This window comes from Hippea maritima DSM 10411 (genome assembly GCF_000194135.1).
In the GTDB taxonomy this organism is placed as follows: Bacteria; Campylobacterota_A; Desulfurellia; order Desulfurellales; family Hippeaceae; genus Hippea; species Hippea maritima.
Genome location: NC_015318.1, coordinates 62137 through 83651 on the forward strand (window position 1 = coordinate 62137; position 21515 = coordinate 83651).

Annotated in this window: 25 protein-coding genes and 1 pseudogene; 18 read left to right on the forward strand and 8 right to left on the reverse strand. The window is 38.8% G+C overall.

Annotated features, from left to right (window positions below; all coding sequences use genetic code 11):
- Nucleotides 1-2 precede the first annotated feature (2 nt).
- Together xerA and HIPMA_RS00300 are read right to left on the reverse strand one after the other, a co-directional pair.
- Nucleotides 3-854 carry a site-specific tyrosine recombinase/integron integrase gene (gene xerA / locus HIPMA_RS00295; protein WP_013681089.1) on the reverse strand — a complete coding sequence of 284 codons (852 nt, stop codon included), beginning with the start codon at nt 852-854 and terminating at the stop codon, nt 3-5.
- Between the two features lie 140 nt (nt 855-994).
- Complete coding sequence (locus tag HIPMA_RS00300) at nt 995-1858, reverse strand: hypothetical protein (RefSeq protein WP_013681090.1); 864 nt, start codon at nt 1856-1858, stop codon at nt 995-997.
- A gap of 620 nt (nt 1859-2478) precedes the next feature.
- Between HIPMA_RS00300 and istA the strand changes: the two genes are divergently transcribed.
- From istA to HIPMA_RS00310, 3 genes are read left to right on the forward strand one after another with little or no spacing between them, the layout of a single operon-like run.
- Nucleotides 2479-3081 carry an IS21 family transposase gene (gene istA / locus HIPMA_RS09600; RefSeq protein ID WP_052297307.1) on the forward strand — a complete coding sequence of 201 codons (603 nt, stop codon included), beginning with the start codon at nt 2479-2481 and terminating at the stop codon, nt 3079-3081.
- A gap of 51 nt (nt 3082-3132) precedes the next feature.
- Nucleotides 3133-3549 (forward strand): transposase, encoded by a 417-nt coding sequence (locus tag HIPMA_RS09605; RefSeq protein WP_052297308.1) that lies wholly within the window; start codon nt 3133-3135, stop codon nt 3547-3549.
- A complete protein-coding gene (locus HIPMA_RS00310; protein WP_013681091.1) occupies nt 3542-4159 on the forward strand; it encodes an ATP-binding protein in 618 nt (205 codons plus the stop codon). Before HIPMA_RS09605 ends, HIPMA_RS00310 begins: the two co-directional genes overlap by 8 nt.
- On the opposite strand, the gene HIPMA_RS00315 is transcribed toward HIPMA_RS00310, so the two are convergent.
- The gene (locus tag HIPMA_RS00315) at nt 4117-5334 is read right to left on the reverse strand and encodes an IS256 family transposase (protein ID WP_013681092.1); all 1218 of its coding nucleotides are present in this window, start codon (nt 5332-5334) and stop codon (nt 4117-4119) included. The genes HIPMA_RS00310 and HIPMA_RS00315 overlap by 43 nt on opposite strands.
- A 47-nt stretch (nt 5335-5381) precedes the next feature.
- On the opposite strand from HIPMA_RS00315, the pseudogene HIPMA_RS09340 reads away from it, so the two are divergent.
- Nucleotides 5382-5705, forward strand: a pseudogene (locus HIPMA_RS09340) (ATP-binding protein); the annotation flags it as partial.
- 187 nt (nt 5706-5892) lie between these two features.
- Here the strand turns inward: HIPMA_RS09340 and HIPMA_RS09880 are convergent.
- From HIPMA_RS09880 to HIPMA_RS00340, 5 genes are all read right to left on the reverse strand, one after another.
- Nucleotides 5893-5973: a hypothetical protein gene (locus HIPMA_RS09880; RefSeq protein WP_429909701.1), complete on the reverse strand. Its 81-nt coding sequence runs from the start codon at nt 5971-5973 to the stop codon at nt 5893-5895.
- A gap of 19 nt (nt 5974-5992) precedes the next feature.
- Nucleotides 5993-6235, reverse strand: coding sequence for a HepT-like ribonuclease domain-containing protein (locus HIPMA_RS00325; protein WP_013681093.1), 243 nt, complete (start codon nt 6233-6235; stop codon nt 5993-5995).
- Nucleotides 6236-6508, reverse strand: coding sequence for a nucleotidyltransferase domain-containing protein (locus HIPMA_RS00330; protein WP_041323907.1), 273 nt, complete (start codon nt 6506-6508; stop codon nt 6236-6238).
- Nucleotides 6509-6676: 168 nt separating this feature from the next.
- Nucleotides 6677-7120 (reverse strand): HepT-like ribonuclease domain-containing protein, encoded by a 444-nt coding sequence (locus HIPMA_RS00335; RefSeq protein ID WP_013681094.1) that lies wholly within the window; start codon nt 7118-7120, stop codon nt 6677-6679.
- Nucleotides 7121-7183: 63 nt separating this feature from the next.
- Nucleotides 7184-7399: a nucleotidyltransferase family protein gene (locus tag HIPMA_RS00340; protein WP_013681095.1), complete on the reverse strand. Its 216-nt coding sequence runs from the start codon at nt 7397-7399 to the stop codon at nt 7184-7186.
- Nucleotides 7400-7731: 332 nt separating this feature from the next.
- On the opposite strand from HIPMA_RS00340, the gene cobT reads away from it, so the two are divergent.
- From cobT to HIPMA_RS00410, 14 genes are all read left to right on the forward strand, one after another.
- Nucleotides 7732-8805 (forward strand): nicotinate-nucleotide--dimethylbenzimidazole phosphoribosyltransferase, encoded by a 1074-nt coding sequence (gene cobT, locus HIPMA_RS00345; RefSeq protein ID WP_013681096.1) that lies wholly within the window; start codon nt 7732-7734, stop codon nt 8803-8805.
- Entirely contained in the window at nt 8802-9503 is a 702-nt protein-coding gene (cobS, locus tag HIPMA_RS00350) for an adenosylcobinamide-GDP ribazoletransferase (protein ID WP_280985302.1), read from the forward strand. Before cobT ends, cobS begins: the two co-directional genes overlap by 4 nt.
- A complete protein-coding gene (locus tag HIPMA_RS00355) occupies nt 9493-10512 on the forward strand; it encodes a pyridoxal phosphate-dependent aminotransferase (protein WP_013681098.1) in 1020 nt (339 codons plus the stop codon). Before cobS ends, HIPMA_RS00355 begins: the two co-directional genes overlap by 11 nt.
- Complete coding sequence (locus HIPMA_RS00360) at nt 10509-11912, forward strand: cobyric acid synthase (RefSeq protein WP_013681099.1); 1404 nt, start codon at nt 10509-10511, stop codon at nt 11910-11912. The genes HIPMA_RS00355 and HIPMA_RS00360 overlap by 4 nt, the downstream gene beginning before the upstream one ends.
- Nucleotides 11896-12885: a cobalamin biosynthesis protein gene (locus HIPMA_RS00365; RefSeq protein ID WP_013681100.1), complete on the forward strand. Its 990-nt coding sequence runs from the start codon at nt 11896-11898 to the stop codon at nt 12883-12885. Before HIPMA_RS00360 ends, HIPMA_RS00365 begins: the two co-directional genes overlap by 17 nt.
- 147 nt (nt 12886-13032) lie before the next feature.
- On the forward strand, nt 13033-15426 hold the full coding sequence (gene ppsA, locus HIPMA_RS00370; RefSeq protein ID WP_013681101.1) for a phosphoenolpyruvate synthase: 2394 nt from the start codon (nt 13033-13035) through the stop codon (nt 15424-15426).
- A gap of 46 nt (nt 15427-15472) precedes the next feature.
- On the forward strand, nt 15473-16828 hold the full coding sequence (locus tag HIPMA_RS00375; RefSeq protein ID WP_013681102.1) for a TldD/PmbA family protein: 1356 nt from the start codon (nt 15473-15475) through the stop codon (nt 16826-16828).
- A gap of 14 nt (nt 16829-16842) precedes the next feature.
- The gene (truA, locus tag HIPMA_RS09345; protein ID WP_280985303.1) at nt 16843-17550 is read left to right on the forward strand and encodes a tRNA pseudouridine(38-40) synthase TruA; all 708 of its coding nucleotides are present in this window, start codon (nt 16843-16845) and stop codon (nt 17548-17550) included.
- Nucleotides 17551-17562: 12 nt separating this feature from the next.
- Nucleotides 17563-17850 carry an Asp-tRNA(Asn)/Glu-tRNA(Gln) amidotransferase subunit GatC gene (gene gatC, locus HIPMA_RS00385; RefSeq protein WP_013681104.1) on the forward strand — a complete coding sequence of 96 codons (288 nt, stop codon included), beginning with the start codon at nt 17563-17565 and terminating at the stop codon, nt 17848-17850.
- 3 nt (nt 17851-17853) lie between these two features.
- Nucleotides 17854-19272: an Asp-tRNA(Asn)/Glu-tRNA(Gln) amidotransferase subunit GatA gene (gatA, locus tag HIPMA_RS00390; protein WP_013681105.1), complete on the forward strand. Its 1419-nt coding sequence runs from the start codon at nt 17854-17856 to the stop codon at nt 19270-19272.
- Between the two features lie 9 nt (nt 19273-19281).
- Nucleotides 19282-19665: a hypothetical protein gene (locus HIPMA_RS00395; protein ID WP_013681106.1), complete on the forward strand. Its 384-nt coding sequence runs from the start codon at nt 19282-19284 to the stop codon at nt 19663-19665.
- A 2-nt stretch (nt 19666-19667) separates the two neighbouring features.
- A complete protein-coding gene (locus HIPMA_RS00400; RefSeq protein WP_013681107.1) occupies nt 19668-19976 on the forward strand; it encodes a metal-sulfur cluster assembly factor in 309 nt (102 codons plus the stop codon).
- The gene (locus tag HIPMA_RS00405) at nt 19977-20708 is read left to right on the forward strand and encodes a glycosyltransferase family 2 protein (RefSeq protein WP_013681108.1); all 732 of its coding nucleotides are present in this window, start codon (nt 19977-19979) and stop codon (nt 20706-20708) included. It abuts the gene before it with no gap.
- A 4-nt stretch (nt 20709-20712) separates the two neighbouring features.
- Nucleotides 20713-21474 carry a polysaccharide deacetylase family protein gene (locus HIPMA_RS00410; RefSeq protein ID WP_013681109.1) on the forward strand — a complete coding sequence of 254 codons (762 nt, stop codon included), beginning with the start codon at nt 20713-20715 and terminating at the stop codon, nt 21472-21474.
- Nucleotides 21475-21515 lie beyond the last annotated feature (41 nt).

Sequence of the window (21515 nt, forward strand, 5' to 3'; positions counted from 1 at the left end):
TATCATTCCTCATTCCCTCTACTCAAAAAATCATCCATTGAATTCTTAATTTTATCAATTGCTTTTTTCGATACATGCGTATAAATCTCTGTTGTTTTTGAACTTTCATGCCCTAATAGTTCTTGAATATATCTTAAATCAGTGCCTTGTTCAAGGAGATGTGTAGCAAAGCTATGTCTAAGCATATGTGGTGTTACTGTTTTCTTAATACCTGCTTTAATTGCTGCCTTTTTTAAGATATTTGCTATACTCGTAGGAGAATACATTCCTCCTTTTTGTCCTTCAAAAAGATACTTCTGTGGACGATATTCTTTGTAATACTTCAGCAATAAATTCAAAAGATTATCTGAAAGCAAAGAAATTCTATCTTTTTTACCTTTGGCACCATTGATGTGAATAATCATCCTTTCTGAGTCAATATCGGTAGGGGCAAGGTTTAAAGGCTCACTTCTCCTTAGCCCTGCTGAATATATCAACATCAAAATACATTTATGTTTTAGATTGCTTGTTACATCAAAAATTATTTTAACCTCTTTTTTACTTAAAACCTTTGGTAATTTATGTTCTTTTTTAGGGCGATGAAGTTCATAGTACTGTTTTTCTCCACCCATCACCTTTTCGTAATAAAATTTAATTGCATTAATTCTCTGATTCTGTTGACTGATAGAAATATTCTTTGATTTTATAAGATCTAAAATATACGAATTAATTTGAGCAGTGGTAATGTTCATTAATTTCTCATTTTGAAAATAGACACAAAAATCTTTGAAATAACTGTAATAGATATCTTGAGTGTTCTGACTGTATCTTTTCTGAATTAGTAAATCTTTATATTGTCTCAAGACTTTTTCCATATCGTTTATTCTCTTCTATGTATAACGTGAGCATCACCCGCCCGCCGACTCTGGCAATCCGAGAAACTTTGACCAGAACCACAGCAGGCAATTTTCGCGCCGCTTACCTACCGCCGAAGGCGGGTCGGGTGAATGCATGGTTAGGCTTCACTTTCTGAATGAGCAAGTTCGAATAGTTTTTGCAACAGTTCAGTATTAGATTCTAAATCACCTGGCCTTAGTCTTAGTCGATACTTGCCCCATTTATTAAGATACTCAACATCGAGACCAGATTCTTCTAATTCGGTTGTCAACTCGGCATCTTCTGCTAAACGGACTTCAACATTTATCCATTTTTTCTTTGGCTTACAAGCCACAAAATTATTTGCAATGCCATCTTTTGCCATCCCGATATAAAACTTGTTGTACTTCAATTGGTAATCAGGAGCAAATGAATGAACGAGTTTTAAAATTGTATCCGCAAGTTCTAACGTCGCCTGTGAGCCACGTTTCAGCCAGTAATCCCGATCTGTAACCAAACTGCTTTCTTCGTCTTCATCAACCAATCCGAGAGCGAGTTCATCAATCACTTTAGTGAACGACAACCCAATCCCATCACCAACTTTTAGAGCTGTCATCTGGATGGCAATCAGAGGAATAAACCCATTAAAAAGTGATATAACATTAAGGAATCTACTGGTGATATTCTCAGCTACCAATACCGCACAATGATCATATTGAGGATAGCGTTTCCTTTCCAAATCCAAATACTCAATTGTGCGAATAATATGGCTTTCGTCTGTTGCGCCTAACTGTATTTCTACTTCATATCGTTTATTTGTGTCGGGGTCTTGCAAAAGCAAGTCTAATCTACCGGCTTTTGGCTGTTTTCTCTCTTTGTCTCGCAGAACAACGTCCCCTAAACCTAGCATCGATGGATCATCAGCAATCACCCGTTGAACCCAAGCTTCATTTAGTTCTGGATGTTCCTTGATCGAGATGCTTTCTAGTTTTACATGTTTCATTGTTTCTCCAGTCTATGAAGCCTAACATAAGATTAGGTGTACTAATGAAAATAGCAAAGGTTGCTCTTCGGGACTACCTAATCTATACAGCTTGCTTTTTGTTAATTGTTTAATTTTATTTATGTTATACATCCTTTTACATCCATTCATTTCCTTACATAGGTTGCTCATAAAGCAGCCTATACTAAAAATCAACAGGACTTCTTACTCCTTAGCAGCCTTAATTAAGTAAATCATGGTAGTTTCCACGTTTTTATGCCCCAATAATTCTTTTATCATTTTATTATACTCTAAACCACCCGCTTGTTTTTGTTCATAAAATGTTCCAAATCTTAACTACTCTGTTTTTCATTCTCTTTTCTCAACTTTTATACACTCAAAAGTTATGTCTGTCAAATCTTTGAAATTTATTGCCGTTCTATTTCCACATATTTATCAAAAAATTCGGACAGGTAGAGAAAAGAGGATCAAGTCTAGACATTTTATTCTCTTTATTACCCATTATCCATTAAAAAATGTCATCCGCCGTGCTAAAATACACCGCAAACGTCTACTAAAAGTGCACCACTTTTAGTAATTGTTTATACTCTCCTGGAATAATCTTTTTCAAGGAGAGTACTATGATTAGCAAGGAGGAGTTTGTTGTGATTCACACACTGCATTCTCAAGGGTTGTCAATCAGACAGATATCAAAAATTCTTGGTCTAAACAGAAGAACGGTATCAAAAAGACTGAAAGAGGAGGATTTAAAACCGTATTCCAAAAGAAGCTACCCCTCAAAGCTTGATGGTTACAAAGATTATATAAGGACAAGGATTAATCAAGCCTATCCAGATAGGATTCCTTCTACTGTCGTTTTAAGAGAGATAGCTGATATGGGATACACAGGGAGTCTAAGAACACTTCAGAAATACACAAAAACCATCTACGATAGTATTGACCCAAAAAGAGGTAAAAACAGTGAGGAAATAATTAGGTTTGAAACCGAAAAAGGCTTTCAAGCTCAGGTTGATTGGACAACCATTAGGTCAGGTCAAAAGCCCATTTATGCATTTGTTATGGTTTTAGGTTATTCAAGAGCAGCTTTTGTTTATTTTACAGATAACATGCGACAGGACATATTTCAGTCCTGCCACATTAAAGCGTTCGACTACTTTGGTGGAATACCAAAGACCATACTGTATGATAACCTAAAATCCGTTGTAATTCAAAGGGATAAATAGGGACAAAACAGACACGGAATAAACGATGAGTTTCTTGATTTCTCAAAGGGCTTGTTTGTACCGAAACTCTGTAAACCATATAAGGCAAAGACAAAGGGGAAGGTAGAAAGGTTTAATTCATATCTGAAGAACAATTTCTACAAGCCTTTGAGGGCAAAGCTAAAGAACTCTGGTTTGGAGATAACCCCTGATCTTCTAAACTCATACATCTTCTCCTGGCTTGAGATGGCAAACAACAGAATACATGCAACAACAAAGAGAAGACCTTTTAATATGCTGAAAGAGGAGTATGGGTTTTTGACAAAGATACCGGATGGTCTGATTGCCAAAAGTGGGGATAGAAATGACCATAAAATCACTGAAGCCATTGAAAAGACAAACAGAACCTACTCTGATATCGATATCTCATACTACACAAATATAGATGAATACGAAAGGCTCTTGCTTGGGGAGAGCAGTAATGGTTAAGACAAGGATAGAGGAATACTGCAAGAAATTAAAATTAAGCGGTATTCTAACTGCCTATAGCTCTTTATCTGATAGAGCTGCAAAAGAGAATCTCTCCTTCTCCGAATTCCTGTTCCTTCTGCTTGAATCTGAATATGAGACAAGAAACGAAAGGTCAAAACAGACAATCCTAAAGTTTGCAGGGTTTCCAAAGATAAAGACAATAGATACATTTGACTTTTCTTTTTCATCTTTGGATAAAACACTGATAAATGAAATACTAACAATGCGGTTTGTTGATGAAACAAAAAACATACTCCTGATTGGACCGTCAGGCACTGGAAAGACACACCTTGCTATAGCCATAGGCTATGCTGCTGCACAGCATAGAATAAAGACAAAGTTCATAACAATGGCTGACCTTGCAATCACATTGGAGGCAGCAGAAACACAGAACAGATTGGATTCATACATAAAGAAGGTGATAAACTCCGCAAGATTACTTATTATCGATGAATTTGGGTATTTCAAACTCAATGAGAGACATCCCCTAATTTTTGTGTCTCTCTCATCATACCAAATCCCTCCTCACTCTTCAACTCCCTTCCCAAACTTAGCAACAAACATCTGATTCAGTTCATATCTTTTAGCCTTAATCAGAGGATTAACATTCCAGGTTTTGTGTAATTTATCTGTTGCAATGAAAAGGGCAACATTTAGGATATCCATGGACTGGAAGAACCCTCCTTTCTTTAGCCTTTGTTTTTCAAAGGATGAATGTACAGATTCAACAGTGTTTGTTGAATTGATGTACTTTCTTATTACCTCAGGGTACTTTAAGAAGGCAAGGAGTTCTTCTTTTCTTGAGTCTAAATATTTGGTGTAGGTCTTGTATTGGTCTTTGAATCTGTCAATTATCTCTGTTTTGAAAATCTCTATCCCTTTTTCAAAGGTATCACAGGAGTATTTAATCTCCTTGAGCTTTTTGTTCACATATGAGGCATCCTCCTTTTTCATATGCTTGTATACGTTTCTTGATGCATGAACTGTGCATTTCTGAATATCCGAGTAAGGAAAGAAGGCTCTTATTGCCTCTGAGATTCCGTTGAAATCATCACAGATGAACATTAAGACCCTTTTCATTCCCCTGTTGATTAAATCCTGGAATACTTCCATCCAGGTGGATCTGTTCTCACTACCAAAGAATGAGTAATATCCAAGGAGTGTTTTTTGAGCATTTGTGTCTATCCCTACAACAGTGTAAACGACAGCTCTCTTTACCCTTTTATCCTTTTCATCCTTTACCATACAGTGATAGGCGTCTATGTATAGAAAATAGTAGTTTTCCTGAAGTTCTTTGGATTTAAATTCAAGCATCTGTGTCTTTATGTATTCAAATATCTCATCGTATGCTTTTTCACTAAAATCCAGTCCTCTCAATTTCATCTTGTGCACGATTTCCTGTTTTGAGTCTCCATTGATTAGGAAGGAGAAGATTAAATCCTCAAAGCTTTCATCATACCTTTGATATTTGGGAGGGAGAAGATGAGAGCGGAAGTTTCCGCTCCTTGTTCTTGGGACATCCAAATTCAGTTTACCAAGGCCTGTGTTTAGGCTCCTTTTGTAGGTTCCATTGCCTTTGTCTTCTGGGTTCTCAAGTAAGTACTCGTATCTTTCCTTACCCATTATCTCAATAAGTAGTCCTTCCATTAGGGTGGCCAGTTTATTCTTTCCGTATTCATCCAACTCCTTTACTACATCCATATCCATGTTTGAGATTATCTCCTTAAGCATCTTTCTGTTCATCTCTTAAAGCTCCTCCATACTTAGCCTAATTTCAGAGTTCATTAGAACAGTTCATTAAACCCCACTCCATTTTAGTAGGTTTGTGGGGGAGACACAAAAATATTTTAAGTCCCCTCAATGAGAAGCAATCCAATCTGTTATTCCAGATAGTAAACAAGAAGTATGAAACGGGGTCTATTATAATAACCACTAACCTGTCATTTATTAGATGGAAGGAGGTTTTGAACAATGATGAAGGTTTAACTACCGCTATACTGGATAGGTTAATACACCACAGCTACATCATCAACATTAAAGGTGAAAGCTATAGGCTGAGACAGAAGAAAAAAGCAGGGCTTTTGGATTTCAATCCCAATTCTCAGGGTTTTTAATAGGGAAGGAATGGTGCACTTTTGCAGGGCGTATTGGTGCAGTTTTGGATTGCGCTTGACATGAATGGTTGAGTAAGTTTGTGAACCTGTATATATTTAGTAGAGGTGGTAAGTATGTGTGGACCACTTACCAGTTTATGGGAGTTATGTGTTAGTTTAGGTATATATTGTCATAATAGCAGGGTGTTCACAAAATTTCTTCAATAAGCTCTTTAATATCCTGGTATAGGGGTTTTATGCTATCCTTGATGGTCTCCCATACAATCATATAGTTAACGCCAAAGTACTCATGTATAAAGCTTGTCTCTCATTCCTGCCATGGATTTCCATGGTATCTCTGGATGCTCAGCTCTAAAATCAGAATCTATGTTTTTGGCAGCTTCTCCTATTATTTCTAAGCTCCTAACAAAAGCACGCATAAGAGTTTGGTCTTTAATAAATTCAGAATAAGAAAGATTTTCAGATTTGTTTACTAAAAACTCGCACTCTTCAAGTATATGAAAAAGATGCGGTTTTACGCTTTTGTTCAATTACAACACCCTTGTATCTTCAATATACGGCAGTATATAAGGACTTATCCCTTTTTCTGTAAGCAGGTCAACTTTAATATCTAATATATTGGATAGGTATTCCTCAAGCTCAATGATGTCGAAATATGTCGGTGTTTCAAAAAAGTCAACGATCAAATCCAAATCACTATTCTCGTTTTGTCTTCCCTCTGCATAAGAGCCAAAAATCCTTATGCCTTTTACATTGAACTCATTTTTGAGCTTGTCTGCATGCCTGAGTATAATCTGTTTTATGTCCTCTAAAGTATTCTTTTCTTTAGTTTTCGTGTTTAAATTTTAACATCATTTTGTGGTTGTTAAAACAAAAAATAATTGGATTGAAGGAGTGTAAGCTTTTCTAAAGCCACCTTTTACCTTCTTTCATAACGGCTTTTAACAGTTGCAAGCTACAATTTCCTGAGGTTATCGTTTCAGCTTTTCCAGTTCTTTAACCACAAAATCTAAATACTTGTTGTCTTCTATAAATGAGTCAATTAGCTCGTGTTTTAAATCGCTATCAATGTTTTCAATTAATTTGATTACGGAGTCCAAAATTTCATCCAAGTTATTGTTAATGATATTCCAAACTCTATCTGGATCGATGCCGAAATATGCATGCGTTATGTAGTTCCTGAAATCTACAACCTTTGTTTTGTCTTTTTCGAATAGATTGTCTCTTGGTAAATATTTGTTTGCCTTTCCAATAATCTCAAATTCTCGTATGACACTATCCCAATCTGTGTAGCTGTGAAATAGTTCTTGTGTGCTGTTAAACTTTGATGCTGTATGTTTTATCTTTAGGACCGCAATGTAAATGTCAAAAATAAAAAACTCTGTTGCTCTATCTGTGCTGCTGATGTCAAACATGGATTAAATCCTTCTTTATTCTATTTTTTATAAATGTTTTCATACTCCCAAAATTGCCGATATCTACTCTTTTTTAAGCGTGTCCTCCAAAAATTTCTTTGCTTCCATCAGTAGAAAGAAATCTTTTTTGGAGTCCTTAAGTATCACAATATCCACATCGCTATTTTCGGTGTCTGTTCCCCTTGCAACGCTGCCGAATACTGCAAACTCCTCAATCCCATATCGCTCTTTTAAAATAGGCTTTAGCTCTCTTAACTTCTCTATGATCGATCTGTTCATTTTAAATCCTTCTTGAAGATTTGTTTTTTATCTTTTCAATTATACTATCTTTTTGCTGGAAAGTAAAAGGTTTGTGGGGGTGATAAGGTTGTAGAAGTTATAGAAGTTGTAGAGGTTGTAAGGGTTGTAGAGGTGGTTAGATGTTAGTTTTCTCATATTTTCTAACAACGGCCGCCAGTATGATTGTTCTATTCAGTTTCTTCTTTTCTTATATAAAAAATCAATATAACTTTTTGGTATTCCTTTGCAAACATTTAGCATGTTTATGTCCTTCAAGGCTTGTATTTAACTAATTTTTGTGGTAATTCATAAAAAACGCTTGTGGAGGTGTTATGGATATAAAAGATGTAATCAGCTCGATAGAGCCTGTGGATGAGGTGTTTTTCGATAAGGCAAAACAGAGAACATCAAACCTTATCATGCCTTTCAGGGCTGTTGGTATGTTAAACGATATATCTGAGAGGTTGTGCGCAATCCAGAGAAGCCTAAAGCCGGAGACGGATAAGAGGTGTGTGTTTGTAATGGCTTCAGATCACGGCGTTGTTGAGGAGGGGGTTAGCGCTTTTCCTCGGGTTGTTACATGCGAGATGATTAGGGCGTTTGTTGATGGTATCGCCACCATAAATGTCCTTGCAAGGCAGAATAACGCCAGGGTTGTTGTTTGCGATGTGGGAACGAAGTGTGATTTTGAAAGCCGGCAGCTAAGCGGGGAGAACGAATTTGTATCAAAAAAGGTAAGCTTGGGCAGTAAGAACTTTACAAAAACAGCCGCAATGAGAAAGGATGAGGCTATCTTAAGCATTATGAGCGGTTTTGAGATTGCAAAAGAAAAGATAGAGGAATACAATTTAAACCTGATAGCCACGGGTGATATGGGCATAGGCAACACAACGCCTTCAGCAGCTATTGCAAGTGTTATTTTAAACAGGGATCCGTCTGAGATTGCAGGAAGGGGCACAGGCATCGATGATAGGTCGTATAAAAACAAGATAGATGTAATCAGAAGAGGGATTCAGCTAAACAAACCAAACAGGAATGATGTGATCGATGTGCTTGCCAAAGTGGGCGGTTTTGAGATCGGTGCGATCGCAGGCGTTATGCTGGCTGCTGCTTTTAAGAAAATACCCGTTGTGGTTGATGGTTTTATATCCACAGCAGGTGCGCTTATTGCTTATGGGCTTAATCCAACCGTGGCTGATTACATGTTTGCCGGCCATCTATCGGAGGAGAATGGCCACAAGCTCATGCTTGAGCATCTCGGCCTGAACCCGATTTTAAGGCTGAATATGAGGCTTGGTGAGGGAACGGGTGCTGTATTGGCTATGCATATAATCGATGCTTCAGCGAGGGTTATAAAAGAGGTGGCAACATTTGAAGAGGCGGGGGTATCAGAATCGGAAAAATAGTAAACAGCTTTTTATCCTGTTTGAGCTTTTTAACCATAATACGCATAAACTCAGACTTTGATGCAAAGGGCTCTGTCAAGTTCTTTAGCGTTGTTGGTGGCTTAATAGGCCTTGGGCTTTACGGTTTAGGTTATATATCTGTCCCGTTTAGGGGCTTTCTGATGGTGTTTTATCTTGCCGTTATTACCGGCGGTTTGCACCTGGATGGGCTTGCCGATGCATCGGATGCTTTTTTCTCCCACAGAGATAAAGACGAGATGCTCAGGATAATGAAGGATTCCAGAATAGGCACCTTTGGCGTATTGGCTTTATTTTTTGTTCTTTTGGGCAAATATTTGAGTTTTAATGCGATAAAGAACCCTTTGTTTTTGGTCTTTATACCCATTTATGGCCGATTCATAGCTGTCTATTTGATGAAAAAACTGCCCTATGCAAGGGCTTCTGGCACAGCTAAAGACTTCTTTAAAAGGTTTGATCTGTGGGATTTCTTGGCTGGGTTTGTTTTCATTGCTTTGAGTTTTTTTCTGTTTAATCCCGCTGTTGTGGGTTTGATAACCGCATGTTTCTTTTTGTGGGGTTTCTTTTTGTTTAGCTATTTTAAAAGAAAGATAGGCGGCATCACGGGGGATATGATAGGCTTTGCCATAGAAACCACAGAGCTTTTTATGCTTCTTTTAGGGGTTTTTTATGGCCTCTGAACACGGCGGCAATGTGTTTGAGCTTGCAAAAGAACTTAACACAACGCCTGATAAGATAGTTGATCTAAGCAGCAATGTTTTGGATGCAGATTTGGGCTGTATTGAACTAAAAAGCAGACTTCCCCAGGAGAGCCCGTATGAGCTTGAGCGTCTGATAGAAAAGAGGTTTAACCTTAAGCGGTTTAGTGTTCTAATTAATGCGGGCACATCCCAGTTTATCAAGGATATCTGCTGTGTTTTTAGGGATAAAAAGGGATTGGTTTTTGAGCCCACATATGTGGAGTATAGAAAGCAAAGCCTGAATTTTAACATAGACATAAAGCATGTTCTTGCAAAAGAGGAGGCAAACTTTGGGTTTGAACTGGATAAAATAGATTTTAGCGGGTTTGAGTTAACTTTTATATGTAATCCCAACAATCCAACGGGTAATCTTCTCGAAAAATCAGACCTGTTGGGCATGATAAAAGCCAATCCAAACACATTTTTTGTTATTGATGAGGCTTATATGGATTTTGATCGCGACAGAAACACGCTTTTGGGGTGTGAGTTTGATAATCTGTGTGTGTTGAGGTCGTTTTCCAAGCTGCACGGACTTGCAGGCTTAAGGATAGGTTGGCTTTACTCTCACAACGATGAACTTTTAAAAAAGCTTAAGAGCCTAAGGGCGCCCTGGAGTGTTTCTGAGGTTGCTATCCAGTTTGCAAGACTCTCCATTGAGACAGATTTTACAGACAGGATAGAAGAAGTAAAAAAGCTAAGGGACTATCTAATAGCCAGATTAAGGGGATTCTCTCAAATCGTTGTTTTTGACAGTCATGCCAATTTTGTTCTGTTTAGACTTTTGGGTGCTGATCCTGTGGATTTTTTCAACTATTTCAAAAAACACAGGCTGCTTTTGAGGAATTGCTCCAATTTTTACGGCCTTGATGGTAGTTTTTTCAGGGTTTCAATAAAGGATAGAAAGAGTATTGAGTTATTCTTGAGACTTGTTGAGGGTTATTTTGGATGAAGAAGGCCATAATGTTTTGTGGCACGGCAAGTGGCGTGGGAAAAACGATAATAACAGCCGGCTTTTGCAGACTTTTGTCCAATAAGGGGGTGAGTGTTGCTCCGTTTAAGGCTCAAAACATGTCCTTGAATAGCATAGCCCTACAGGAAGGCGGTGAGATCAGTGTTGCTCAGGCGCTTCAGGCCTTTGCTTGCAAGATAAAGCCCGATGTTAGGATGAATCCGATACTTTTAAAACCGGATAGCGGCAGGTCGTATCTTGTTAGATTGGGAAAACCGGTTGGTGTTTATTCCTATAAAGATTATTACAGGTTGAGCGTTGAAAACAAAAAAATAGCCTTTGAGGCCTTTGATAGCTTAAAGGATGAATACGATCTTGTTGTGATTGAAGGTGCAGGCTCGCCGGCTGAGATAAACCTGTATGACCACGACTTTGTCAACATGCCGATGGCTGAGTATGCTAATGCTTTTGTTTTCATCGTGGGCGATATAGACAGAGGCGGCGTGTTTGCCTCGTTTAAGGGAACGGTTGAGCTTTTAAGACAGAAGCACAAGGAGTTGGTTAAGGGGTTTATTATAAATAAGTTCAGGGGCAGCTATGAGATACTAAAGCCGGCATTTGAGCTATTTAAAGATCATTGCAAAAAACCAATTGTGGGTGTTGTGCCCTATCTTGATCTGAAGCTTGATGAGGAGGATTCCGTTTTTAAGCCATCAAGAGCAGACGGCAAGGTAAAGATCGGAGTGATTAGGCTGCCGCATATGTCCAATTTTAATGAGTTTGATATATTCAGATTTTTAGATGTGGGCTTAAAATTTGTAATAAAGCCGCAAGAGCTGGATAGCTGCGATCTGGTGATTTTGCCGGGAAGCAAGAATCCCATAGTTGACCTTGAGTTTTTGCTTGAGTCAGGGTTTGATGTTTATTTAAAAGGCATTTTGGGTGAAAAGCCCATTGTTGGTATATGTGGTGGATATCAACTTCTTGGTGAGAGCATTGATGGTAAAAAGGCGCTTGGTTTGTTGGGTGTTGAGACAGAGCTTTTGGAGGATAAGGTTGTTGTATCTGCTGAATATGAAGGGACAGGTGATTTTGAAGGTAGGTTTTTGAGCGGTTATGAAATCCATCATGGCAGGACAAACTCAAAAGGAAAGCTAAAACAACTACTAAAGCAGAAAGACCTGCTTGTTTTTGATGAGGATAGGCTTGTTATAGGTACCTACCTGCACGGTATATTTAACAATAATGTGTTTTTGGAGTGGCTGTTTGACCTTTTGGGTAAGCACATAGAATTCAATGTTAATCTGTCTAAAGAGAAGGATGAGCAACTCAACAGGCTTTCTGAGGTGCTTGAGGAATCTTTGAATCTGGAGATTTTGCTTGATGGATTTGATCTGTGAGCTTGTTTACTTCAATGGGATAGCCTTTTTTGTTGGGGTTGTTTTGGATTTTGTGTTTGGCGAGCCGCCAGTTGCCTTTCACCCTGTTGTCTGGATAGGAAGGCTTATAAGCCGTTTTGAGGGGTATTTTTATCGGTTTGAAAATAGACTCTTAGGCGGGGTTTTGTTTGTTTTTAGTGTTTTAGGTGTTGTTGTTCTTGTTGTCTGTGTGTTTTTGTATGTTTTTGCTGTATCTGGATTCTTTGGAAAACTGATTTATAGCATTGTCGCAAGTTATCTTGTTTTCTCATCCATCAGTATAAGATCCCTAAGCCAGCACGCCAAAAGGGTTTTGGATGCTTTGGAGGAGGCTGATTTGGATAGGGCTAAAAAACACCTGTTTTTGATTGTAAGCAGAGACACGCATGATATGAGGCAGGATAAGATCATAACTTCGACGGTTGAGTCTGTTTCTGAGAATTTCGTTGATGGTGTTTTGTCTCCTATGGTCTATTACGCAGCTTTTGGTATTTTAGGTGTTGCTTTTTTTAAAACCATAAGCACCTTTGATTCTATGATTGGTTATAAAAATGAAAGATACGAGTTTTTTGGCAGGTTTGCAGCCAGGTTTGATGATCTATTGAACTTTATACCAGCGCGGCTGAGCGTTGTGTTTATTGGTGTGGCAAGCCTTATTTTGGGCTTCAATTTCTTTGATACTATGCGTGTTTTTGCCAGATTCAGAAAAGCCCATTCAAGCCCAAACTCAGCGCACCCTATGAGTGCATTTGCCGGAGCTTTGGATCTTAGATTGGGCGGTAAAACAAGTTATAGTGGTGTTATGGTGGATAAGCCCTATATCGGTGATTCTAAAAGAATACCGAAGGCTAATGATATAAAAAGAGCTATCCATTTATTCGAGGTTTCATCTTATTTGGCCTTTATGTTTTTTGGGTTTGTTTTTGTGAAGATAGTTGTTGGGTGTTTAGGCTAAACTTGACGATTGTCTTTTAGCGGAAATGTGCTTATTTTTCCTTACTTTAGCGTTGAAATCGGCAAGGCCATTTGTTAAAATGCCGACAACTCAACTCAAGGGGGAAGCTTTTCTTTTTTTATATGTAATTTTTATGGGGGTGTATTTATGAAGCATGTGAAGTGGCTGGATGAAATTAGCGCCGATGATGTGCATATAGTCGGCGGAAAGAACGCATCGTTGGGCGAGATGATTAGAGAGCTTAAGGATGAGGGTGTTAATGTTCCTTACGGTTTTGCTCTAACGGCTCAATCTTATTGGTATTTAATCGATTCAAATAACCTAAGGGATAAGATCTATGAAGTTTTAAAGGATTTAGACACTCACGACATAAATGATTTGAGAGAGAGAACAAAAAAGGCCAGGGATTTAATCTTCAATGCCGAAATGCCGGATGATCTATATCAGGAGATAAAAGAGGCATATGAGAAACTAAGTGCATATTACAACGAGAAAGAAAGCGATGTGGCCGTGAGGAGTTCTGCAACTGCAGAGGACCTACCTGATGCATCCTTTGCAGGACAGCAGGATACATACCTGAATGTTAAAGGTTTGGATGATGTTGTTCATTATGTAAAGAGCTGTTATGCGTCAATCTTTACAGAAAGAGCTACATCCTACAGGCACGATAAAAACTTTGACCATTTCAAGGTTGGATTGTCTGTTTGTGTTCAGAAGATGGCAAGAAGCGACTTAGCAGCAAGTGGTGTTATGTTCTCCATAGACACAGAGAGTGGTTTTGATAAGGTTGTCGTAATAAATGCAAGCTATGGTTTGGGTGAAAATATCGTTGCCGGTAAGGTCAATCCGGATGAGTTTATCGTATTTAAACCAACATTGGCTGAAGGTTATAGCTCCATCATTAAAAAACAGCTTGGCTCTAAACTCACAAAGGCTGTTTATGATGAAAATGGTGGTATAAAGGATGTTGATACAACCGAAGAGGAAAGGTATAGATTTTCTATAACCGATGATGATGTTTTAACGCTGGCCAAGTGGGCTTTAAAGATAGAAAACCATTACTCAAAGAGAAACGGCAGATACACGCCTATGGATATAGAGTGGGCAAAGGATGGAAAAACCGGCCAGCTGTTTGTTGTTCAGGCGCGCCCCGAGACCGTTCAATCTCAGAAAAACCTGAGCGTTCTTGAGACATATAAGCTTAAAGAGAAAAGTAATGTAATTGTTGAAGGTATAGCAGTGGGCAGCAAGATAGCCACAGGCGTTATAAATGTTATCGATACGCCGGAGGATATGGATAAGTTTAAAGAGGGCGAGATCCTTGTAACCGATATGACCGACCCGGATTGGGAGCCTATCATGAAGAAGGCTGCCGCAATTATTACAAACAGGGGCGGCAGAACATGCCATGCTGCTATTATCTCAAGGGAGCTTGGCGTTCCTGCTATTGTTGGATGCGGTGATGCAACAGAAAAGCTCTCAAGCGGCCAGGAGGTTACTGTATCCTGCGCGGAGGGTGAAATAGGTTATGTTTATGAAGGAAAGCTTGATTACGAAGTTGAGGTTTTGGATTTATCAAAGATAGAAAAGCCAAAAACCCAGATAAAGATGAATTTGGGTAATCCTGCGATAGCCTTCCAGACAGCCGGTATTCCAAATGATGGAATCGGCCTTGCAAGAATGGAGTTTATCATAAGCTCGTTTATTCAGGTTCATCCGCTTGCCTTGATCCACTTTGATGAGCTTGAGGATAAGAAGGCAAAAGAGGTGATAGCTGAGCTTACAAGGGGTTATGATAATAAACCACAATATTTCGTGGATAAGCTTGCAGAGGGCGTTGCTATGCTTGCAGCAAGCGTCTATCCAAACCAGATACTTGTCAGGATGAGCGATTTTAAGACCAACGAATACGCCAATCTCATCGGTGGTAAGGAGTTTGAGCCGGATGAAGAAAATCCGATGATCGGCTTTAGGGGTGCTTCTCGTTATTACTCAGATGCCTACAGGGAGGGGTTTGCCCTTGAGTGTAAGGCTATGAAGAAGGTTAGGGATGAGTTTGGCCTAACCAATGTGGCTCTTATGATACCGTTCTGCAGAACGCCTGAGGAGGGTGAAAAGGTTATAGCAGAGATGAAGAAAAACGGGCTTGTTCAAGGTGAGAACGGGCTTGAGATATATGTGATGGCTGAGATCCCAAGCAATGTTATCTGCGCAGATGAATTTGCTGAAATCTTTGATGGTTTCTCCATAGGTTCAAATGACCTAACCCAGCTTACTTTGGGTATAGATAGGGATTCAGGTCTTGTTGCCCATCTGTTTGATGAGCGCCATATAGCCGTTAAGCGCATGATTCAGATGCTCATAGAGAAGGCTCACAAACATGGCAAACCGGTCGGTATCTGCGGTCAGGGTCCAAGTGATTTTCCTGATTTTGCCGAATTCTTGGTTGAGCTTGGCATAGATTCGATGAGCTTGAATCCAGACAGTATTATGTCTACCATTGTGAACATAAAGAAGCTTGAGGAGAAATTAGGAAGATAACCTGTGAGGGGCTTAAAAGCCCCTCTTTTTATTTGGGGTGAGAAAGATGTATGAGTCAGCAGCTGATCTTTTAAAAAACAGCAATAGCGATTTTTTTGATATATACAGGGAAAAATCCTATATAAGGATGTTGCAGGCCAAAAACGGCCAGATAGAGGATGTTAAGGTTGGATTTGAGGAGGGTGTAGGCGTTAGGCTTGTTAAGGGTTTGAGTGTTTTTTATTCATCATCCACCAACACGGATGAGGATAGTGTCTATAAAATAGCCAAGTTTATAACAGATGTTGCAAACCCCAAGCAGGGCAGGTTTGATATAACCCCCTTTGAGCTAAAAAGGGTTGAGATGTGGGGTGGCTATAAACCAGACCTTGAGCGCATCGCTGAAATATATGATGAGTTTTGTAGTGTGGCTTATAAGAAGGCCGAAGTAAAGCAGGTCAGCTTGACATTCTCCGATAGAAAGAAGCAGATAGAGATAATAAACGAAAAAGGAGAATTGCTTAAAGAAGAGAGGATTTATACGGTTTTGTTCTTTGAGCTTACAGCCAGAGAGAAACAAATAACACAGACCATAAGAAGGCCTTTTGGTGTTTTGGGCGGTTTTGAGTATTTTGACGGATGGGATTTTAAGGGGTTAGCCGAAGAGGAGACAGAAAAGCTTTTAAATCTGCTTAAAGCACCGCCACTTAAAGCCCAAAAGATGACTGTGGTGCTTTCCAGTCAGGCTGGCGGAACTATGATCCATGAGGCTGTGGGTCATGGCCTTGAGGCTGATCTAGTGTATGAAAATTTAAGTGTTTATAAGGATAAATTAGGGCAAAAGGTGGCAAGCGAGAAGATCACCGTGGTTGATGATGCAACAAGGCCTAAGATGAGGGGGTCTTTTTATTATGATGATGAGGGTGAGAGGTCTAAAAACACGGTTTTGATAGAAAACGGTGTGTTGAAGAATTATATGTTTGATAAGATGTATGCAAGATTGGCGGATAAGCAAACCACAGGCAACTCAAGAAGGGAATCCTACCGTTTTGCTCCCATTGTGCGCATGTCCAACACCTATATACTGCCTGGTGAGGATAATCCTGAGGATATAATAGCCTCTGTGGATTATGGGCTTTTGGTTAAAAGGATGGGGGGTGGCCAGGTAAACCCCACAACGGGCGATTTTGTGTTTGAGGTGGCCGAAGGGTATTTAATAGAAAACGGCAAGGTTAAACATATGGTAAGGGGTGCCACATTAATTGGTAATGGGCCTAATGTGTTGAATGAGATAGATATGGTGGGGAGTGATTTTGGCGTTGAGGTTGGCACATGTGGTAAATCGGGTCAAGGCGTTCCTGTGAGTGATGGTGAACCTACATTGAGGATTCCATCTATTATGGTAGGAGGTAGTAGCCTATAAGATACTGCGCTTGTATTGCCTATGATGGCACAAACTACAGTGGATTTCAGATTCAGCCAGATGTAAAAACTGTTCAAGGAGAGATAGAAAAGGCCTTAAAACGTATATTCAAAACCGACCTCAGGATCAACTTTGCCGGCAGAACCGATGCTGGCGTTCATGCCTTTGAACAGGTTATAGATTTTCCTGTTATTGCTGATATTGAAACTTATAGTCTAAAAAAAGCCCTAAATTCAGTTTTACCTGAAGATATACGTATAAAAAGCGTCAAAATTGTTGATAATAGTTTTCATTCAAGGTATAGTGCAAAGTTTAGGGAGTATGTGTATTTTGCCTTTGATGGTGAATATTTACCGCCGTTTTTGTGCCGCTATGTTTGGCATGTTAAATTTAAGTTGGATGTCGATGCAATGAGATTGGCATCAAGACTGTTTGTGGGTTATAAGGATTTTTCCTTTGTGGCCAATGAGCCTGAAGGCAAAAATTGTACAAGAGAGGTTTATTTTTTGAGGATAAAAAGATATAGAGAATTTGTTGTTTTCCATATAAGGGCAGGCGGTTTTTTGCGAGGTATGGTTAGAAATATTGTCGGGCTTTTAGTTGGATATTCTGCAAATGCCTTGCAAATAGACAAAAGCGGTAATATAATTTTTAGTAGGGGCAATTTAAAGTCCTTTAAAGCCCCGGCATGTGGTCTATTTTTGAGAAGGGTTGCTTACTAAAAGGAGAGTATTATGATAACCAAAGATGAGGTTAAAAGGATTGCCAAGTTGTCCATGTTAGAATTAAAAGAGGAAGATGTAGATAAGTTTTGTAATCAGTTTAATGAGATTTTGGGTTATATGAAAGAAATTGATGGGTTAAATTTGGAATCTCAAGAGGCGGTTTTTCATGTCGGTGAGCTAAAGAACGTTTTTAGAGAAGATGAAGTTAAGCCATCAACTGATAATGAATTGGCTCTGAAGAATGCACCCGACCCAGCTGATAGGGCATTTAGGGTGCCAAAGGTTATAGAGAGGTAGGCTATGTTGTATAAAAGGACACTGCATGAGCTAATTGATCTTGTAGATAAAGGCGAGGTCCAAGCCGAAGATGTATATGAGTCGGTTTTAGATAGGATTAATCAAAAGGATAAACAGATTAATGCTTATGTTACTATTTTCGATGAATTTGAAGAAAACCCGACAGGTGGGATTTTAAAAAATCTGCCCATAGCCATAAAAGATAACATGCACATAGAGGGAAAAAGGACAACTTGCTCATCGAAAATTCTTAACAACTTTATTGCTATTTTTGATGCAACAGCTGTTAAAAAACTAGAGGAAAATGGAGCCGTTTTTATAGGCAAGACCAACTTAGATGAGTTTGCTATGGGTTCATCTACAGAAACCTCATATTTTGGCACAACAAAAAACCCGTGGGATACAGCGAGGATTCCCGGCGGCTCCAGCGGTGGTTCTGCTGCTGCTGTGGCATGTGGTGAGGCTATAGCGGCTTTAGGCTCAGATACAGGCGGTTCCATTAGGCAGCCAGCATCTTTCTGCGGTGTTGTGGGTTTGAAGCCTACATACGGCAGGGTATCAAGATATGGCCTTGTTGCCTTTGCATCCAGCTTGGATCAGATTGGTCCTATTACAAGGGATGTTGAAGATGCTGCCATTTTGATGAATATAATATCTGGACATGATGAGCATGATTCCACCTCTGCTTTTGTTGATGTGCCCGATTTTACTCAGTATCTGAATCAGGATATAAAGGGTATGAAGATAGGGTTTTACGATAAAACGCTTCAGGATTGTGATAGCGATGTCCAGAAAGCGATGGATGAAAGCATAAAGATATTGAAAAATCTTGGATGTGAGATAGAAAGTGTAGATCTACCAAGTGCTAAATATGCCGTTTCAGATTATTACATCATAGCTCCGGCTGAGGCATCCAGTAATTTGGCTCGATATGACGGTGTAAAATATGGCTTTAGGGCTGATGAGTATAAAGATTTGAAGGATATGTATCTAAAGACTCGTTCTGAGGGCTTTGGCGATGAGGTTAAAAGAAGGATAATGCTTGGAACTTATGTTTTATCCAGCGGATATTACGATGCCTATTACCTAAAAGCACAGAAACTCAGAGGCTTAATAAAACAAGACTTCGATAAGGCGTTTGAGAAGTTTGATTGCATAATCTCCCCCACAACTCCGACAGAGGCATTCAAGGTGGGAGAGAAGGCGGATAAACCGCTACAGATGTATCTATCAGATATCTTTACAATCCCTGCCAATTTAACGGCTATTCCTGCTATAAGCATACCCAATGGACTCTCAGATAACGGTTTGCCGTTGGGTTTGCAGATAATGGCTAATGCCTTTAGGGAAGATGTGATATTTAAGGTTGCATCGGCATTTGAGAAAGAGTTTAATTTGAGGGATAAACTCCCTTTAGATTGAGGTAGTATTATGATGAACAGGCTTTGGGTTAGAGTTGATATGGTAGGTGGCGAATGCTATATAGGGTCTTTAGACTATTATTACGAAGAAGGCGATGATTTGATGATGGTATTGGAGGATCAGGCGTATTTGGGCCTGAAGATAGATAATGTTCATAAATGTAAAGAGGTAGAAGGAAAACTGTTGCTTGAACCTATAGATGCGGGCTCTTCTATCTATAAATCGAGCATGATAATCATGAATACCGATAATATAATTACGATTAAATTTTTAAAGGAAGATTCATCTATTGTTAAAGAGCTCGAAGGTAAAATAACAAAAAAAGAAAAAAGGAGTGTAAAAGCTTCAAAGAACATACTGCAATTTAAACCAGTAAAAAGGGAGAATGTGTAGTTATGGCTAAAAAACTAACAAAGAAAGACGTTATTGATGCGCTTTACAATGTCATTGATATGGAGATAGGCTTAGATATTGTGAATCTTGGTTTTGTCTACGGTATAGATATAGACGATGATAATAATGTTAAGGTCGTTATGACGCTTACAACCCCGGGATGCCCATTAGTCGCACCACTTCAAGAGGATGTGGCTAATAGATTGAAGGAGATCGGAGCCAACGATGTTCAGGTTGAGCTTGTTTGGGATCCACCGTGGAATCCATCTATGATGAGCGAAGAGGCAAGAAAGAGACTGCTTGGCGAATAGATGTCATTGGGCTGTGCCATTATAACCTATAATGAAGAAAAGAGTTTAGAGAGAACATTAAGAAGTGTTGCCTTTTGCGATGAGATTGTAGTAGTTGATTCTGGCAGCACGGATAGAACTACGGAGATAGCCAGACACTATACCGATAAGGTTTACTATCAAGAGTGGCTCGGCTATGGCAAGCAGAAGAATTTTGCTATTTCAAAACTTTCAACCGATTGGGTTTTATCTATTGATGCCGATGAGGTATTAAGTGAAAACCTAAAAGACGAGATAATAGAAAAACTAAAGAATCCAGCCGTAGATGCCTATGCTTTAAATATACAGCTTGTTTTTATGGGTAAGCCCTTGAGATTTGGTGGTACATACCCGGATTATCATGTCAGGCTTTTCAGAAGGGGTAAGTGCTTCTTTGATGAGGCTGAAGTGCATGAGGGCGTTAATTGCAAGGCTGAGAGGCTTAAAAATGTTGTATATCACTATAGTTATGAAAATTTAGAGGACTACTTTGATAAATTTAACAGATACACCAGCTTGCTTGCTAATAATATAAAACAAAAAAAACCACATATAAGTGGTGTTTATCCGTTTGTTAGGTTTTCTTTGGAGATTGCAAAACGGTTTGTGCTTAAAGGGGCTTTTTTAGATGGATACGAGGGGTGTGTTTATGCACTCCTTTCCTCTTTTTATGCTTTTGTTAAATACGCAAAAGCAAAAGAGCTAGCTTCTTAATTTTATGGTTTTTTTTGTTCTTCTTTTTCTTCTCTTGGTTGTATTTCTTGTCCGCTATAACTTTTTCAGGTTGCCAAAAAGAGGCATCCTTGTTCTGCTTTATCATAGGGTAGATGATAGGCCTACAGGCACATCTTTGGATAAATTTTCTCTGCCCCTGTCTCGATTTGAGTGGCAGATTTCTTATTTGAAGAAAAAAGGATTTATTTCAATTACGCCGGATGAAATTGATAAAATAAAGGAAGAGAAATTATACTTAAAAAATAATTACGTTTTGATAACATTTGATGATGGTTATAAAGATAATGTTGATGCGGCCAGAATTTTAAAGAAATACGGTATGAAGGGGCTATTTTTCATCTCCACATCATTAATAGGAAAGGAACATGAAAATGCAAAAATGATGGATGAGACTGATTTGAAAGAGCTTGTTGATTTAGGTATGGCGCTTGGCTCACATTCACATAGACATCTAAAGTTGAGCCAACTTAGAAAAGAAGAGGTAAAAAATGAAATTATGCGGTCTATAGACATACTCTCATCTTATCAGGAGATTGAAGATTTTGCCTATCCCTTTGGCAATTTTAACGATGATGTAATCGATGTTTTACGTGAGTTAAAAATTAAAAGGGGCTATGTTATAGCCCAGAAGATATATCAGCCCAACATTCAACCTATATTTAAAATTCCTCGAGCTATAGTAAGAAAAGATACAAACAAAATAGATTTTTACTTAATAATTACCCGAGGTCGGAGCAAATTTTAACTTTTATTTAATTTTATCCTTGACATCCATCAAAAATAATG

Excerpts from the sequence above, each read along its gene's own strand:
- HIPMA_RS00375 (WP_013681102.1), top strand. The coding sequence starts at position 15,473 with ATGTATGAGTCAGCAGCTGATCTTTTAAAAAACAGCAATAGCGATTTT.
- HIPMA_RS00300 (WP_013681090.1), bottom strand. The coding sequence starts at position 1,858 with ATGAAACATGTAAAACTAGAAAGCATCTCGATCAAGGAACATCCAGAA.
- HIPMA_RS00315 (WP_013681092.1), bottom strand. The coding sequence starts at position 5,334 with ATGAACAGAAAGATGCTTAAGGAGATAATCTCAAACATGGATATGGAT.
- cobT (WP_013681096.1), top strand. The coding sequence starts at position 7,732 with ATGGATATAAAAGATGTAATCAGCTCGATAGAGCCTGTGGATGAGGTG.
- HIPMA_RS00405 (WP_013681108.1), top strand. The coding sequence starts at position 19,977 with ATGTCATTGGGCTGTGCCATTATAACCTATAATGAAGAAAAGAGTTTA.
- gatA (WP_013681105.1), top strand. The coding sequence starts at position 17,854 with ATGTTGTATAAAAGGACACTGCATGAGCTAATTGATCTTGTAGATAAA.
- istA (WP_052297307.1), top strand. The coding sequence starts at position 2,479 with ATGATTAGCAAGGAGGAGTTTGTTGTGATTCACACACTGCATTCTCAA.
- HIPMA_RS00355 (WP_013681098.1), top strand. The coding sequence starts at position 9,493 with ATGGCCTCTGAACACGGCGGCAATGTGTTTGAGCTTGCAAAAGAACTT.
- HIPMA_RS00395 (WP_013681106.1), top strand. The coding sequence starts at position 19,282 with ATGATGAACAGGCTTTGGGTTAGAGTTGATATGGTAGGTGGCGAATGC.
- xerA (WP_013681089.1), bottom strand. The coding sequence starts at position 854 with ATGGAAAAAGTCTTGAGACAATATAAAGATTTACTAATTCAGAAAAGA.
- HIPMA_RS00360 (WP_013681099.1), top strand. The coding sequence starts at position 10,509 with ATGAAGAAGGCCATAATGTTTTGTGGCACGGCAAGTGGCGTGGGAAAA.
- HIPMA_RS00335 (WP_013681094.1), bottom strand. The coding sequence starts at position 7,120 with ATGTTTGACATCAGCAGCACAGATAGAGCAACAGAGTTTTTTATTTTT.
- gatC (WP_013681104.1), top strand. The coding sequence starts at position 17,563 with ATGATAACCAAAGATGAGGTTAAAAGGATTGCCAAGTTGTCCATGTTA.
- HIPMA_RS00340 (WP_013681095.1), bottom strand. The coding sequence starts at position 7,399 with ATGAACAGATCGATCATAGAGAAGTTAAGAGAGCTAAAGCCTATTTTA.
- HIPMA_RS00410 (WP_013681109.1), top strand. The coding sequence starts at position 20,713 with ATGGTTTTTTTTGTTCTTCTTTTTCTTCTCTTGGTTGTATTTCTTGTC.
- HIPMA_RS00365 (WP_013681100.1), top strand. The coding sequence starts at position 11,896 with ATGGATTTGATCTGTGAGCTTGTTTACTTCAATGGGATAGCCTTTTTT.
- HIPMA_RS09880 (WP_429909701.1), bottom strand. The coding sequence starts at position 5,973 with ATGATTGTATGGGAGACCATCAAGGATAGCATAAAACCCCTATACCAG.
- HIPMA_RS00400 (WP_013681107.1), top strand. The coding sequence starts at position 19,668 with ATGGCTAAAAAACTAACAAAGAAAGACGTTATTGATGCGCTTTACAAT.
- ppsA (WP_013681101.1), top strand. The coding sequence starts at position 13,033 with ATGAAGCATGTGAAGTGGCTGGATGAAATTAGCGCCGATGATGTGCAT.
- HIPMA_RS00310 (WP_013681091.1), top strand. The coding sequence starts at position 3,542 with ATGGTTAAGACAAGGATAGAGGAATACTGCAAGAAATTAAAATTAAGC.